Here is a 15,242-nt window from a genome sequence, read left to right on the forward strand (position 1 = left end):
TGCTTGCTCGCTTTACGAGCCTTCTTAGTTAAACTGAATCTATTACAAACGTAAATCACTTTCTACTACGGGCCGGATATACTTTAGGTCATACAGCACGTGTAATGGTTTGCATAAAGAATGAATTTGTTCAGAGCTAAGCTCAGAAAATTCGCTATGCGCGACAGCCGTAATAACAGCGTCATACTTTTCTACAGGCAAAACACTTATAGGAGAAATCCCGTACTCTATTTCAGCTTCGTTAGCTTTTACCCATGGGTCATAACAATCAACTTGAACACCATAATCCTCAAGCTCCGACACAATATCAATAACTTTAGTATTTCGAAGATCGGGACAATTTTCTTTGAAAGTCAGCCCCATGACAAGGACTTGCGCTCCCTCGACGTGAATTCGCTTCCTTAACATCTCTTTTACTAACTGGCTAGCTATATATGCACCCATACCATCGTTTAACCTACGTCCCGCCAAAATTATTTCAGGATGATATCCCACTGATTGAGCTTTATAGGTTAAATAATATGGGTCAACACCGATACAGTGACCGCCAACTAGTCCAGGACGAAATGGCAAAAAATTCCACTTAGTTCCAGCCGCTTTTAGTACTTCTTCAGTATCAATTCCCAATCGATTAAAAATCAGTGCCAGCTCATTGACTAAACCTATATTTACATCCCGCTGGGTGTTTTCTATAACCTTCGCCGCTTCTGCAACTTTAATTGAGCTAGCTTTGTGAGTTCCTGCTTCGATTATGGATAGGTACAACTGGTCAACAAACTCTGCAGCCTCGGGTGTAGATCCAGATGTAATTTTTAGTATAGAGCTGACTCTATGTTCTTTGTCTCCTGGGTTAATTCTTTCCGGGCTATAACCACAGAAAAAATCACTATTAAAGACCAGCCCTGAACCATTTTCCAGTACAGGAACACAATCTTCCTCAGTAGCGCCTGGATATACTGTGGATTCGTAAATTACGACATCACCTTGCTTCAAAACATTAGCTATAGTCTTACTAGCTAAGATCAAAGGGCTTAAGTCTGGCTGTTTACTCTTATTTATTGGCGTTGGTACAGTGACAATATATACCTGACATTTTTTCAGGTCATCTAATGAGTCACTGTAACTAAGCCGGCTCGCAGTGGCCAGCTCCTTGTCGGTTACTTCTAAAGTGTTATCACGGCCTTCGCGCAACTCTTGCAGGCGGCTCAGATTTATATCATACCCTACTGTGTTGAATTTTTTCCCAAACTCCACCGCCAATGGTAGCCCAACATATCCCAATCCAATCACACCAATTGTCAGTTCGTTATTAAACTCTAATCTCATAAGTCTAAACTCCACGAGTAATACTAGAAAAATAATTGTCAAATCGTTCAGACATAACTTCTAAGCCAAATTCTGTCGTCCCAGCCTTTACAGCTTTATGTCTGTTGCTTCCATTCAGAAGAAACATATCAAGCTTCTCCTTTAAGTCATCACTATCTCCTACTAGAAAAGACAAATCATCAGCACCCAATATCTCAAATATTCCACCTTTACAGGAGCTTGCTAAGACAGGAATACCGATTGTCCGAGCTTCCACCAATGCGTTGGGATACCCTTCAAATCGTGAGGCTAAAACAAAAAGATCACATGCCCGAATTAAGGGGAAGGGGTTTTGCATGAAGCCATGAAAAACCACTTGCTTACGGACACCTAGCTTTTCTGATAACGCAATTAAATCTTCTTTTAGTGGACCACGCCCAGCTATATGTATAACTACATCATCACGATCTAGAGCTGCAAGAGCCTTTATCAATAAATCATGCCCTTTTTGGTTGGTAAGGTGCCCTACGGATACAACATTTATACAGTTACTAGGTAAATCATAATGTAATGGTTCGTGTGATAAGTGCTGCAACCTTTCGACATCTACACCGTTATTTATCACAACCGTCTTATTTTCATCTACACCGAAATGTTGAACTAGATCATCTTGCATATCATGGCTCTGACACACAACATGTTTGACTAACCTATAGCTAAAACTGTATATCGCACGAAGGAACTTCCTCCCAAATGCATGGGAATGTTTAACGCTAAGAACATTGGACTCCCTAACAACATAGACAATGTGTTTGGGCAAAAACAAAAAAATAAAGCTCAAATACAAATTAAGGTAACTAAGAGAAGACATCACTACATCTGGCTTCAGAGCTAAAACTGTTCGAAGTACTGAAGTTCCAGAGTAGACAACATTGGTTCGGTTTAAGTAAATTAACTTAACTCCCGCCTCCTCCAAAGTACTAATATCAAGCCTCGAGGTTTCCAAACCACCATATTCTTTATCTATTCGGTGAATAACAATGAGCGACACATCTCTACCACGCTTAGCTAGGCCTACTGCTAGATTACACATTGCCCTTTGGGTTCCACCAACCAAGAGGTTAGGAATAACTAATACACATTTCATCGACGTTTCTGTGCCCAAGCTACATAAACAAGCAATTTCCAAATATCGGTTTGAGCATTCACTTTACCGGACATATGATCATGAATCATATCCAAAACTGCCCTAGAATCAACTCCATTAATAGCACCTAAAGTACCGGGAGTTAGTTGATCTTCTACGTACTCTCTTAATTCACCTCTGAACCAAGATGAGAGAGGAATAGAAAAACCTCGTTTTCTCATTTCTGTAATATCACTAGGCAAATATCGAGACGCTAACGATTTGATAATAAACTTCTTGCTATTTGGTTTAAATTTATACTTTTTAGGTAATAACAGGCCATACTCAACCACACGGTGGTCTAGAAACGGAGCTCTAGCTTCTAACGAAAAGTGCATTGATGCTCGGTCTATTTTTACATTAATATCATTAAGTAAGTAGTGTTGAAGGTCATACAAACCAGCTAAAGAGATCGGATCTAAACTCGAATCACAAAAACTTAATACGTCTTCGAAAGGTGATTGCTCAGACACATACCAAGATGATGTGTCTGTTTTCAACAATGCAGAATAGAACTCTCCAACTGTCGAGAATTCACTTACTTTTTGAACACGACGAGCCAATTTTTTAGGCAAAAGGTTGAGTAAATGAGATACTCCTTTTCTTACTGGCTTTGGGGTTTTCTGCCAAGCAGACAAAAATGGTAAAATAGAGGACAGTTGAGAGTATCTATTGTAACCAAGAAAGACCTCATCTGCACCATCGCCAGTCATTACGGCTTTAACGTGTTGAGATGCAAACTTAGACACCAGTAATGTTGGTAAAGCTGATGAATCCGCAAAGGGTTCATCATATGCCAAAGACATATCTTCGATAAGATCAATTAAGTCACTGGACCTACATTCTAAGATATGATGCTCGAGCCCTAACGAGTCTGCGACACGACTTGCTACTCCACTCTCATCATACTTTGGATCATCAAAAGCAACTGTAAATGCTTTTATTGGCACAGCAGATTTTTTTTGTGCTAAAGCAGCAACAAGAGTCGAATCAACACCACCCGACATAAGAACTCCAACAGGTACATCGGATACAAGCCTTGACTCTACTGCTTCAGAAAGAAGCCCCTCCAATTCATTACAAGCATCGTCGAATGAACTGGATATCATAGGCGTTGTGGAAACTAGGTGCCTAGGATCCCAATAACATTCATTTGCAACTATTTTACTATCTATCGTGGAAATAATCATATACTCACCAGCACCCACAGAGTATATGCCGTTGTATATACTCTGTGGGGCACTGGTGCATTTGCTAGAGAAGAAGCTCCCCATAGCTTGACTACTTATTGAAACCTCTTGACCAACCCCTTGTAACACAGTAACTACTTGATCCACACTGGAAGCTGCTGTAAAACCTTTTCCATGAAAAGAGTAGAATAACGGTTTTTTCCCTAACCTATCTCTCGCGCAAAACACTGTTTGAGCATTTGCATCGTATATAGCAAAAGCAAACATCCCAATTAGTCGTTCTAAAATCTTATGACCGTACTCCAAGTACCCAGCCAAAAGAACCTCAACATCGCCCTCTGTAGAAAAGGTATACCCGCCTTTTTCCAAAGATGCCCTTAGTGACCTGAAGTTATAAATCTCTCCGTTGAAAACGGCGACCAAATGCTTATAAGAAAAGGGCTGGTTGGATCTTGGATCTAAATCCAATAATGCCAAGCGCGTATGAGCAAGAGTCTGCCCCCCTACTCTCATAGAACTCTGAGCATCTGGCCCTCGCCTACTGGATAGTGCGATAACTTTATTTAGACGCGTATAAGATATATCCAAATTGGTGTAAAAAATCCCACACATAAGTTAACTATATTTTCTCCGTACAAGTTTTACAAGAAAAAGAACAGTAAAGAAAACAAAAGAATAAAATAAGATCCGTCTCATTTGAAGTAGAGAGAAATAAATATCATTGCGATAAAAATAAAACCCTATGATTGGAACAATAGGTAGTATAAATATTCTTGCTAAGTCTCCATACTTGCGTAAGATAGTTGAGAGTAAAACAAGTAACAATGGATATAATAGGCAAAATACTACTATGCCTAGTACTCCAAATAAGGCGTACATCTCGCCTATAGAAGAAGAGCCTAGGGCTCCATCCCTAATACCATGATAGAATGGAGCAAAGACAGACGTAAATTTTACAACCTGTGCATTACTACCAAAACCAAATAGTGTAATTACACTATTAAACCACTCATGACGGTTAAACTCTATTGAGTGTTTTACAACCGTATTAAAAATAGAAATCTGTGGAAATGGCTCCATACGTCCTATATATGTATATAACCTAGAGCTACCATCAAAATAGGAAAAAAACTCCCCTGTCGTAACAAAAATACGCAACATTGGTTTTATAAAAATAACAGTAAAAACTAGAAAAATCCCTGCCACGAAGCTAAAAACTGCAGATTTAAAGGAGAGTCTATAGCCATAGAAAACAATAAGAATAGAACCAACCAAAGCTATTGTTATGTTGACTCTCATTCCTACCAATACAACATCAAACATAAGCAAGAATATAGAAAGAGCCGCTATATAGTGATATCTCGCGATAGCACAAAGAAAAGAAAGTGATATGAGATAATAAACAACCCAATTATATATACTCGGCAAAGATTTTAGTACTTGTACTTTTTCTATTCCAGCCCTTATATACATACCAGTACTAACAATATCAATAGAAACATATAAAACCAAACCCACAGCTATAATTGCAAGAAAGTATATAACCAACCTAGGAAAAACGAATTGTGAAACTGGTTTAACATTGACTCTATCTATATATTTATCATGTACAAACACCACCAACAGGTATACTACACTAAACAATATAAAGTAAAAGTATAAAAAATGGTCTAATTCTAGTCTATTATCATATGGATAATTAGGAACACTACCTACTAGAATTGGAAATGAGTATATAAAAAAGCCGACAAAACTAAAAGAGAAGACATCGACTCTACGACGATAAAAGGAGAAATAGATTAGACTAAAACACCCCAACAACCAGCAAAAAACTAACAAGATCGACATCACTTACACTCTACACGCCTGTCCAAACCACTGACGCATAACGATGTTTGTATCAATGCAACCAAAAGCATAATCATAAAAATCGCCCAAAATACATAAATAAAAGAAAGGTACGTAAGTACTAATGGTATCAAAACGACATTAATAATACCAAACGTAATAGTTATCCTTTTTATCACTTTATCTAAAGAAAAAATGACTAAAATATATGTGGTATATGCTGACACAACAAACAGTACGGATAAATATAGGAAATGAGAAAAGAATACCATTGCTTCATCAGTAATAGCATTTCCATGAAAAAAATATTTTAATATTGTTCGGTCAAAATAGTGCAAAATAATAGACAAAAGAATAACTGACACCATTTGAAACAGATAAACAATGGCAAATAATCGGGAAAACTTATATTTATTGCTGCTATGTAACTTTAACAAAATCGGATATAAAGCCCTATTAATTGGGGAGAATAAAGAAGCTGCACCTCTATAAACCTTTTCAGCAACACTATACACTGCTACAAATTGAGGAGGGAGTAATGATGAAACAAAAACTGTGTTAATATTTGTATAAAAGTATACACCTAAGCTTGAAATAAATAGATCTGCACCATCTCTAAATCGAGTCATCATCGTCCTTGTTTCGGGAACTACAATAATAATTTTTCTATATAAGAAAATATAGACAAATGCAGAAACTCCGACGAGAAAGTACATAACTGAGTTACAAAACAATACGTATTCCAATGTCTTCTCAGTCGGCAATATTAAGGTGAAAACAAAAAATAAACGTGAAAACAGTGTTATAAATAGCAGTACAGAAGTGTTCTGCATTGCTTGGAAATACCATTCATTAGAAAGTACAAAACCCAAAAGGCGAAGTGTAAGAATTATAGCCAGAGAAAGTGATGATATTTGAGGTATTTTTGACGTATAAACAATTTGGAATAGTATACAAAATATAACAATAGCTAGGAGTGATAAGCATAATCGAATACACATAACTGATATGATAAGTTCAGACATGCCTTCATCGTCTGAAACATTCGAAGCCTCTCGTGTAGCGGTAGTCCTAAAGCTGTAAGCAACTACTATTTCGAGCATACTAAATAAAGCTGCAACCAATACATAACTTGCATACTCATTTACTCCTAACGTTCGGATTAACAGGGGTATTATAAGTACGGGGAATAGTGTTAGTAGAAGTTGAAGGCCATATAATGAAGTTAGGTTGAGGGAAAAGGTTTTATATTTCACTAACATTTTTAGCTCGATTTAAGATATAAATATACTCGGTAGATAGCCCCATTCCTTCGAGCAGTGGTTTTAATGAGTCAAAACCAATACCATACCCTGTAGAAATAGGACCTGGTAGTACATCAACGACTTCATATCCACATTCTTCAAATATTCTAATCCATGCAGAACGCCTAAACGCCTTAAACTCTTGAAATAGATTATTTGACACACCGTGAACAGGAGGCAGTAATCGAGATAAGAAACTTGGTTTTGCAACGTCTATTTTCATGTTATTCCCCCAGGAAGACTTCGCAGCAACTTCTTTCTTCGAAAATAAACGCCCTATCAGGTTACGTAGTTTAATAGGATAATATAGTAACGTAGAAAACAGCCTCCAAGTAGGGTTGGGCAGAATATGAACATAAAATGAGTTTTCATTGGATACTAAGAGTGATGTATCTAAACAATCTTTAACATTAGGTAGGTGTTCTAACACATTCGAAGAGAATACTAGATCAAATTGTATAGGAAAGTCTACTTGATCTAATTGTTCAGCATCTGCAACCAGCAAAGTCTGAGACTTTAAATTGTTACCTGAAAATAACCGTTCTGAGTTTAAATCTATAGAAAATAGAGAGTTACTGGCTAACTTATAAAGAAATTCGGATTGAGAACAATTTCCAGCACCAACCTCTAGGACATTTTCAAAATGATGATCTTTTCCAAAGTACTTTACTAGCAACTCAACTTCTCTAAGTTTCAGTTTTAAGTTACTTTCTCGCCATCTAGTAGCCTTCTCACTTACCAATAGCATTTTTATTGCTCCAAAATTTAGTCGACCAATCAAGTAAGGCTTTCAGAATATATCTGTCAAATAGGTATAGGGACAGCAGGATCAAAGTGGGGATTACTACCCATACGACAAACACAGCAGAAAAATCTCCTCGAGCGGACTTAATAATAAAAGTTAACACTGGTACTATAAATAATGGACCTAGGCGGGCTAGCACTAATAATACTACTGTAAATAAAACGCAAAAAACAGGCAAATATAAACCAAAATTTAACCATAGCTCCAGAGCATGGTTAAAACCTGTGCCTGTCATGTTCGCCGTATAATACTCAGATGCTAACCTTGAATTTGATATCAAGCTATCGCCAAAAACATTACGAATCCAATGTGGATAATATATAGATTGATGCAAATAGCTAGGATTATCTCCTAACATGTACGAGTACATTATATTGAGCGCATGCCTAGCATCAGCAGCAGAAAAACGAAGGAAATGCAATATATCATCAAACAAAAATGTAGGATTATCGCTTCCTGTTACATAGTTAAAAAAGGACTTATAGAATAATATAGATGTTATACCTAAAATAACAAGAGCAACTCGACTCCTAGTTTGTTTCAGTGAAAACCAAACCAATGCTACTAGAAACAAAATATACTCCCGCTCTCTTATAGCAAAGATAATCACAAAAAATATTGCAATAACAAACACCTTCTCTCTAGATGTTCCACGCACACCTAGTAGATAAAGAAGCATAGATGCAGCGATTAGGACCTCACCAGGCCAAAACCCTACTGATTCCTTATATATATACCGATCCACACCTATCCACGGTAGGTAGATTATCATTACTACAATCAGCAACACATACACAATTCGTTTACTAATAAACAAATCATAGCTTACAAACTTATCTAATTTACCCAGTCTGTTTATCAGTAAGAGGTACGCAAATGAATATGAAAAAAGCACAAATAATGATAAAAGGAAACCAGAAAAGAACGGCGGATCTATAGATATATTTTGATATCGATATAACCCTCCACCCCACCCCTTTGTCAAAAAAAATACAACATATGGGTATACTAAAAAGTAAAGTTGAGAAGCAATCAAAGACATCATATAAAAGCTGAATATAGCTTTTGTACTTGTAGCCTCTCCGTTACTGGAAAATACACATAGCTGTTTATTCATACTCCCTCTGAACTATCTTATATAATTTAGACACATTGCTAACAAGTGTTCGTATTGAATACTGCTCAGCAACAGCCCTACACTTTTTTGCTTGGGCGTAGTCAAATTTTGTCGCCGAGTACTCTGCAATTTTATCACCCAAACCAGTAGAATCACTAACGTTCACTAAACTGCTTACTTCATTGTTTAAAATAGAACTTAATGCACCAGCCTTTGTAGTAACAACAAATTTACCACAAGCTAAAGCTTCCAAGACTACTTTAGGAAAACCTTCTTTAATTGATGAGAGAATAAAAAAATGACAACTCGACATCAATGTAAAAATCTCAGACCGAGACTTTGAACCTTCGAACGAAATTCTATCTCCAAGTTTTAGCTGAGCGACCAAGTTTTCCAGTTCCTCTCTTTGAGGACCTATACCTACGATTTTTAATGGATAAACATCAGGGTTTATAGAAATAGCGTGAGCATAGGCGGCAATTAGTGTTTGAATATCTTTCTGCCACCTTAAACTAGCTACACATAACAAAAACTTACCATTCTTAGGAGGGCTTTCAACCAATGAAAAGAATTCCGTATCAACGAAATTTCCAATATATTTTATTGGCTTATCTGGAAACATCTCTTTAATCGGCTTTGACATTAGAGGAGAAACATAAATAAAACCATCATAATATCGAAAAACCATTCTTGCTATTCTATTCTTTTTAACTCGGATGAAATCAGTACCGTGAAAACCAAATACGACAGGACAACGAAGCAGTAGTTTTAGGATCAAGCCAGTAAACATAAATCCTATGCTATGTACATGTACTAACTTTACTTCTTTACGAATAGACCAAAGCTCTTTAATTGCCTCAAAACTACATATAAAATCCCCAAATAACTTAACAATAAAAACAGATAGCTTCCCAAAAAAACTAGTCTTATCACCTAGCACAGCATCTGGTGAAGAGATTCTAACTATATCGACATCATTGCTAAAGTCATATTGAGTCGCAGCCCCTTTATAAGGAACAAATATTTTCGTTTTTTCTCTAATATAATCCGAATAGTAGAAAGCATGTTGACCAGCTCCAGGTTGACTTTCCATTGGCAATGTTCTCGTTAAACGTACAATCATATCCATTTATCCAGACGACTAATAATTTTAATCCTTACAATCACCTTTATAACGTTTACTAAAGTAAATATGATAAAATATCCAGTCAATAAATATGGTTCACTCATACTGGTCAATAGCTGAAATATAGACAAGATAGGTATAAGGTGAAAAAAGGCAACATTCGTAAACAGTACTTCTCCTACAAGCCGACCATACCCCTTTATAGGCATTGTTGTCGCCTTTTTCTTGTCTTTTACTGTTAGTTTTTCTGATTTGTTATTTTTATCTAAGTCGACACCGACTAAAACTCTCAAGTCCCTTAAAGCAATATCGCTTATATGAGTCAAAACCAATACAAAAGAAACGTACAAAATAATCTTATTATCAAGCCATAAATAAAGCCCAACCCCTGCACCAAAATAAGCACTTACATCTGTAATATAGTGTGCAACTCTATCGTAATAATCACCAGTCAAGCTGGTTTTATTTGAATACCTTGCGACCTCACCATCCGCAGCATCCAGTATATTTAAAATTATCAAAGCAAGGCCACCCAGAGCCCAATTAATATTTCCTCCACAAGAAAATAGAAGCCCACCTATGATACCAGTTGGGATCATAAGGAGTGTTAAAGTATTTGGGTGGATGCTTTTTCTATAGCAATAGGCAGCCAAAATAGGGGACAACTTACCTGAGATTTTCCGTGAGTAAAACTCTTTAAAAGACTGTCGCTCATATATGTCAGAGACAATATCAAAAAAACTCATACTACTGAACCTCATAGACCATAACCCGAAGTCTAGTCTCCTTCCACTTATTTAATCCAGATGCATCATCAAACATATCCATATCATGAATAAGAGTAGCGTTTAAGCAACTAAATAGCTCCCGGTACTTCTGTGGCGTTCTATATATTGCACTATAATTATCTCCAAGAGCTGTTGAGTATTTATTTGATATGATATGATCATCTTTTAAAAGTGACATTCCATCTCTCAATATTATCCGCGCACCTGGCTTTAAGCATTTCGATAGTTTAGTCAAAATCCTTATTATATCTCCATCTTCCAGGTAAAGGAATAGTCCAGAAATAAGCACAACATCATAATCATTATCAAAGTTAAAATCACACACATCAGATTGGAGGAATGTAATATTTCTCAGATTATTTTCTTTCGCTATTTCCTGTCCATATTGAATAAGATTTTGGTTATATTCAACTGCTATTATTTTTTTAAAGTACTTACTAAAGTGGATACTCCAATAGCCGTACCCACACCCTAAATCTAAGAGGTTAGTATTATATGAACCCTTAAAAACTGTCTCTAATACTCGAGATTCAAGTTTGACTTTTTGCTCAGATAATTGACTATTAGTTTCTAGATTGGTAATTGATACTTTATTGCTAGTCTTATCCAACTTTTCAACTCTTGAGTCCCAAAACTTCCTTACAAGTTCTTTGTCAAAACTAGCCACTAGAAAAGTCCCTGTATACATGTATCGTTTAAGAAATCGTGATTAAAGTGCGTAACTGCTCCTGCGCGTTTACCTTGTATAGGAAGAAGTCTCAAACCAAGTGGCTTATTTAGTCGACTTGCCATCATAGCCAAGTCTAAAGCAACACCAGCTATCGTAGCTTCCGAAGTTTCGCCTGGTATAGGCACCATATCGACACCAACACCACATACTGACGAATACATAATTAGATCATTAACAGTGACAGCACCCTCTGAAAACCTGCGAGCTAAAAGGTCATCCTCTAGCACACTCAGCATAACACCGTTAAAACCGCTCGCAATGACTCTTTCATCAGAGGCCATACCTTTAAGCTCAGCTGTAAGTCTACCCACAATTGAAAGTGCGCCAGATGAGCCAATAGTATAGCCTTGATTTTCAATCAGCTGTGCAACTGAGTCGGTGGTATGTGGTATCGGAGCTAAAGACCAATCACCTCCCAATAATGGAATATCACATGATTTAAGATTAACCTCTGCAGCACTGTAACACTTGGACAATGAATCCAGCGCGTTATCAGAGAGTTTAATTTCCTTAACTTCATCAAACTCTCGTACCACTACAGGCAGGGACTCAATACCTAGAGATGCCCCAAAGGATGAGGAATATGAAAACGGATAGTACGGTGTACCTGAAACTATCTCAAAGCCTATGCCAAACCGGAAGTTAATACCCCCAGTACTATCCGCTCGTGATAGAGATTTGCATATTGAAGCATATAACTTCGCAGGTACTGAACTGTTGTCAAACCCAGTGGAGCGAATAGAAACAAATAGATTTGGAAGCTCTACCAAAATAGCAACTATCCGCGCGACTACCGCAGCATAAGAGTGTTCCCCTTCACTTCCTTTATATACAATAGGCTGGTTAACCCATCTTACACCGCTATGCCGAAACTTATCATAATTCACCTTTAGCCCAGTCATAGCCTTTTCTAGCTCATATAGATCTGAAAAGGTTATTGTTTGGAGTGTGACTCTTGAAGTTCGAACTTCTGACATGGATGAAATAATTGGTAGCGCTTTACAAATTTTATTTACTCTCTCTCTCTCTTCTCGAGAATGTGAGATACAATCATCACCCAAAAAAAATGTATAGGTCCTAACTTTCACTTTTGTTTCCTATAAAGACTCTTTTGCTGTCAAATAATCAACAACCGAGTTAATTTCAAACACATCTGATTTTGACAGCACACCGAATCTAAAATCTTGTTTACACTTTAGTACTGCCTCAACTACTGAGACATCAGAATTATTTCTACAAAGCTCTTTTATTTCATAAAGGTGCTCAGCATCGAAAATGATTGGGCCTCGATACAGTGGATCACTTATGTTTCTAACATGTCCCATATATACAGACTTTACTACATCATTTTCCAATGCTAAGTTGGCAGATTCAGGGTGGCGAAACTCCGTTTGTATGCCAAAAATAGTCGAAGCTCTATTAACCTTAAATTGCTCAACTGCCATATCAGAAAAGATGAGATCACTCGGTATGATACAAATTTGTTCGTTTTGAGCTGTGTTGTCTAGAGCATCAAGCCCTAAGAATGCTGAATACGCGCTTCCAGTTTCGTGCCAAAATGGATTTAAAACGTGTTTTGCAGTATACGTACTAGATATAACATCCGCTGCTCGATAGCCAACAACGATGATGAGATCATCACCAAACTGTTTCCTCAATCTGTCGAAGACTGTGTTCCCATCTGGTCCTACTACGAGCGACAGTCGGTTTGCTCCATCTAGTGATACTCCCATTCCTGCAGCCACTATGATCGTTTTCATAACTCGTTCTCTTTTCTTACGTCTACTTTAGTTCTTTTAGAGGAACTGCTATAAAGCTCTCTCTTAACTCAGGAAAATCATGTTTCGCAGTTTTATAGGGGAATATGATCCCTGCTGAAGCATTGGACTTGATTATCTCATAAGAAACGTCCACATCTTCACGAAGGCTGTATAGCTCAACTTCTTTATACTCAAACCGTTCTATAGGAACATAAGATAAGTCAAGTGCAAGCGCTGTTTGGTGACGGTGATGCCCATCCATAACGAACCCTTCTGAGCTAACACAGATTGGGACAGTCCACAAACTTTCTGTCGATATTTTTGACATTAGCCACTCGACTCTATCTCGACTATAATCCTCAATAGGCTTCAGATCATGGGGAGAAATTAATTCAAATCTACTTTTCATTTAAATTTAGCTCTTTATTCGTATTGAAAGAAAATGCATCAAGTCCAAAGTCATACACAGTATGCTTGTAGGAGGATGGGGAATCAAAAAAGACTTGATGAAAGTAACTAGGAACATCGTAATTAACATCTGCAACTTGTTCGAAAAATCTACTAGTTTGTTCATGTGAAATTCCTACTATACCGAACATTTTCAATGAACCTGGCTGTTCAGCTAGACTGCGATATTCATCACCAGAAGCTATATGAGGTTGCCAAGCGCTGTCCTTATGCTCAGGCACGAGCACTCCACCATTCTCATAGTTGTTTGCTGCACCAATGCACCCCCATATTATACTACTACTATTAGTTACGCTACTCGCAAAAGAGCTCAGATCACTATCCTCAAATACGCAATCAGCCTCTATTATAATGGAGGCGGACTTTGAACAGCACTCCAACGCTTTTTTTACGGAATAAAAGTTATTGTCCGCGCGGCTTTTCTCATTCTTTACATATTGGATACCATCAATGCCGGTGAGCGATTGTTTGATCTGCTTAACCTGCTCCTCATCTTCTCCAACTACGACAATAACCTTTCCTTCAATGTTTAGTCGCAATGCCTGTAAAACAATTCTTCTAACCAGTGGAATACCATTAAAAGGGACTAATTGCTTTAGTACCTTGCCACCCGATTTAAAAAATCTACGCCCCTCTCCTGCAGCTAGAATAATAATATTCTCAATTGAACACTCGCTAGATACCACCAATTCTCTCCTTCAACAACAACATACTTATAAAGTAAGTCAAAATATAATATATTGATACAACAGTAAACACTCCTAGGTAAGCAAAACCAAAATAAAAGAACGAGGAAGCAGTAACTAACGCAAGAAAATGAATTAATACTAATTCACTGTAACGACGATTTGACATTAGATATACATCAATTGAGGATTTTCTATAAAAATTCGATGCATGAATAATCACTATGGTTGCAGATATTAGCATGAACTCCTGTTCTAAGTGAGAAAGCCTAGGAACCAAATCGACAAATACCTTCCATTCGCTGGGTATATCGAAATATGTAATAAGAACAAGAAATAAAACTACTACTGTTAATGACAGGAAAAGTGAAGCTCGGTTGGAATTTGAACCAATTCTTGGGTCGAACTTACGCCCATAATACTTCTTAACTTGACTAGGCATTACAAAAAACTTAACTGCATTAAACAAAGTAGCAATAAAACGCTGTACCAAATCCATCACCATTGTTACGAAATCTCTAGAGTCCGGATAATGGGGCAGCACTACAAAACGTAGGAATGCTGGCACAAACCCTTCAGAAATTTTCAAAAGAAAAGAGCCGCCAAATACAGAAAACATCTCAAATATTGTTCTCCTCTCGTCCAATAAACGAGCCCGAAGAATAAATTTAATTGTTGAAGGGCCTACAAGACAAACAGAACCTAGATAAGACATTATGAAGAAAACACTAAAACTAAAGCTAAAACTAACATATAAATCTAAAAACCATGAGAATAAGACAAACAGTAAAAGCAGGAATGATTGACAATATAGCAACTTTAATGCTGATTTAAATTTTCTTTCGGACCTATTCAGCTCAACAGAGTATTGAAATAAAGACAGCGCCAATATTCCAACTAGGTCTAATGGTTTCAGTAAGCCGAGGAGC

General features: G+C 37.1%; 15 protein-coding genes. All 15 read right to left on the bottom strand.

The features are described from left to right. Positions 1 to 42 precede the first annotated feature (42 nt). Positions 43 to 1,326, bottom strand: coding sequence for a Vi polysaccharide biosynthesis UDP-N-acetylglucosamine C-6 dehydrogenase TviB (gene tviB / locus L7A31_RS18640; RefSeq protein ID WP_237363256.1), 1,284 nt, complete (start codon positions 1,324 to 1,326; stop codon positions 43 to 45). Positions 1,327 to 1,330: 4 nt separating this feature from the next. Next, positions 1,331 to 2,452 carry a glycosyltransferase gene (locus tag L7A31_RS18645; RefSeq protein ID WP_237363257.1) on the bottom strand — a complete coding sequence of 374 codons (1,122 nt, stop codon included), beginning with the start codon at positions 2,450 to 2,452 and terminating at the stop codon, positions 1,331 to 1,333. Next, a complete protein-coding gene (gene asnB / locus L7A31_RS18650; protein ID WP_290368764.1) occupies positions 2,449 to 4,293 on the bottom strand; it encodes an asparagine synthase (glutamine-hydrolyzing) in 1,845 nt (614 codons plus the stop codon). Before asnB ends, L7A31_RS18645 begins: the two co-directional genes overlap by 4 nt. A 3-nt stretch (positions 4,294 to 4,296) precedes the next feature. Next, the gene (locus L7A31_RS18655) at positions 4,297 to 5,199 is read right to left on the bottom strand and encodes a hypothetical protein (protein WP_237363259.1); all 903 of its coding nucleotides are present in this window, start codon (positions 5,197 to 5,199) and stop codon (positions 4,297 to 4,299) included. A 329-nt stretch (positions 5,200 to 5,528) separates the two neighbouring features. Next, positions 5,529 to 6,791 carry an oligosaccharide flippase family protein gene (locus L7A31_RS18660; protein WP_237363260.1) on the bottom strand — a complete coding sequence of 421 codons (1,263 nt, stop codon included), beginning with the start codon at positions 6,789 to 6,791 and terminating at the stop codon, positions 5,529 to 5,531. Then, a complete protein-coding gene (locus tag L7A31_RS18665; protein WP_237363261.1) occupies positions 6,775 to 7,581 on the bottom strand; it encodes a class I SAM-dependent methyltransferase in 807 nt (268 codons plus the stop codon). Before L7A31_RS18665 ends, L7A31_RS18660 begins: the two co-directional genes overlap by 17 nt. Continuing rightward, positions 7,565 to 8,755, bottom strand: coding sequence for a hypothetical protein (locus tag L7A31_RS18670; protein ID WP_237363262.1), 1,191 nt, complete (start codon positions 8,753 to 8,755; stop codon positions 7,565 to 7,567). Before L7A31_RS18670 ends, L7A31_RS18665 begins: the two co-directional genes overlap by 17 nt. After that, complete coding sequence (locus tag L7A31_RS18675; protein WP_237363263.1) at positions 8,748 to 9,878, bottom strand: glycosyltransferase family 4 protein; 1,131 nt, start codon at positions 9,876 to 9,878, stop codon at positions 8,748 to 8,750. Before L7A31_RS18675 ends, L7A31_RS18670 begins: the two co-directional genes overlap by 8 nt. Next, positions 9,875 to 10,627 (bottom strand): CDP-alcohol phosphatidyltransferase family protein, encoded by a 753-nt coding sequence (locus L7A31_RS18680; protein ID WP_237363264.1) that lies wholly within the window; start codon positions 10,625 to 10,627, stop codon positions 9,875 to 9,877. The genes L7A31_RS18675 and L7A31_RS18680 overlap by 4 nt, the downstream gene beginning before the upstream one ends. Before the next feature lies 1 nt (position 10,628). Continuing rightward, positions 10,629 to 11,336, bottom strand: coding sequence for a class I SAM-dependent methyltransferase (locus tag L7A31_RS18685; protein WP_237363265.1), 708 nt, complete (start codon positions 11,334 to 11,336; stop codon positions 10,629 to 10,631). After that, positions 11,336 to 12,487 carry a DUF711 family protein gene (locus tag L7A31_RS18690; RefSeq protein ID WP_237363266.1) on the bottom strand — a complete coding sequence of 384 codons (1,152 nt, stop codon included), beginning with the start codon at positions 12,485 to 12,487 and terminating at the stop codon, positions 11,336 to 11,338. Before L7A31_RS18690 ends, L7A31_RS18685 begins: the two co-directional genes overlap by 1 nt. 9 nt (positions 12,488 to 12,496) lie before the next feature. Then, a complete protein-coding gene (locus L7A31_RS18695; RefSeq protein ID WP_237363267.1) occupies positions 12,497 to 13,159 on the bottom strand; it encodes a glycosyltransferase family protein in 663 nt (220 codons plus the stop codon). Positions 13,160 to 13,181: 22 nt separating this feature from the next. Beyond that, a complete protein-coding gene (locus tag L7A31_RS18700; protein WP_237363268.1) occupies positions 13,182 to 13,568 on the bottom strand; it encodes a ParB N-terminal domain-containing protein in 387 nt (128 codons plus the stop codon). Next, a complete protein-coding gene (locus L7A31_RS18705) occupies positions 13,558 to 14,313 on the bottom strand; it encodes an NTP transferase domain-containing protein (RefSeq protein ID WP_237363269.1) in 756 nt (251 codons plus the stop codon). Before L7A31_RS18705 ends, L7A31_RS18700 begins: the two co-directional genes overlap by 11 nt. Beyond that, the gene (locus L7A31_RS18710) at positions 14,303 to 14,932 is read right to left on the bottom strand and encodes a hypothetical protein (RefSeq protein ID WP_237363270.1); all 630 of its coding nucleotides are present in this window, start codon (positions 14,930 to 14,932) and stop codon (positions 14,303 to 14,305) included. The genes L7A31_RS18705 and L7A31_RS18710 overlap by 11 nt, the downstream gene beginning before the upstream one ends. Positions 14,933 to 15,242: the final 310 nt, after the last annotated feature.

It is taken from the genome of Vibrio marisflavi CECT 7928, from assembly GCF_921294215.1.
Classification (GTDB): domain Bacteria; phylum Pseudomonadota; class Gammaproteobacteria; order Enterobacterales; family Vibrionaceae; genus Vibrio; species Vibrio marisflavi.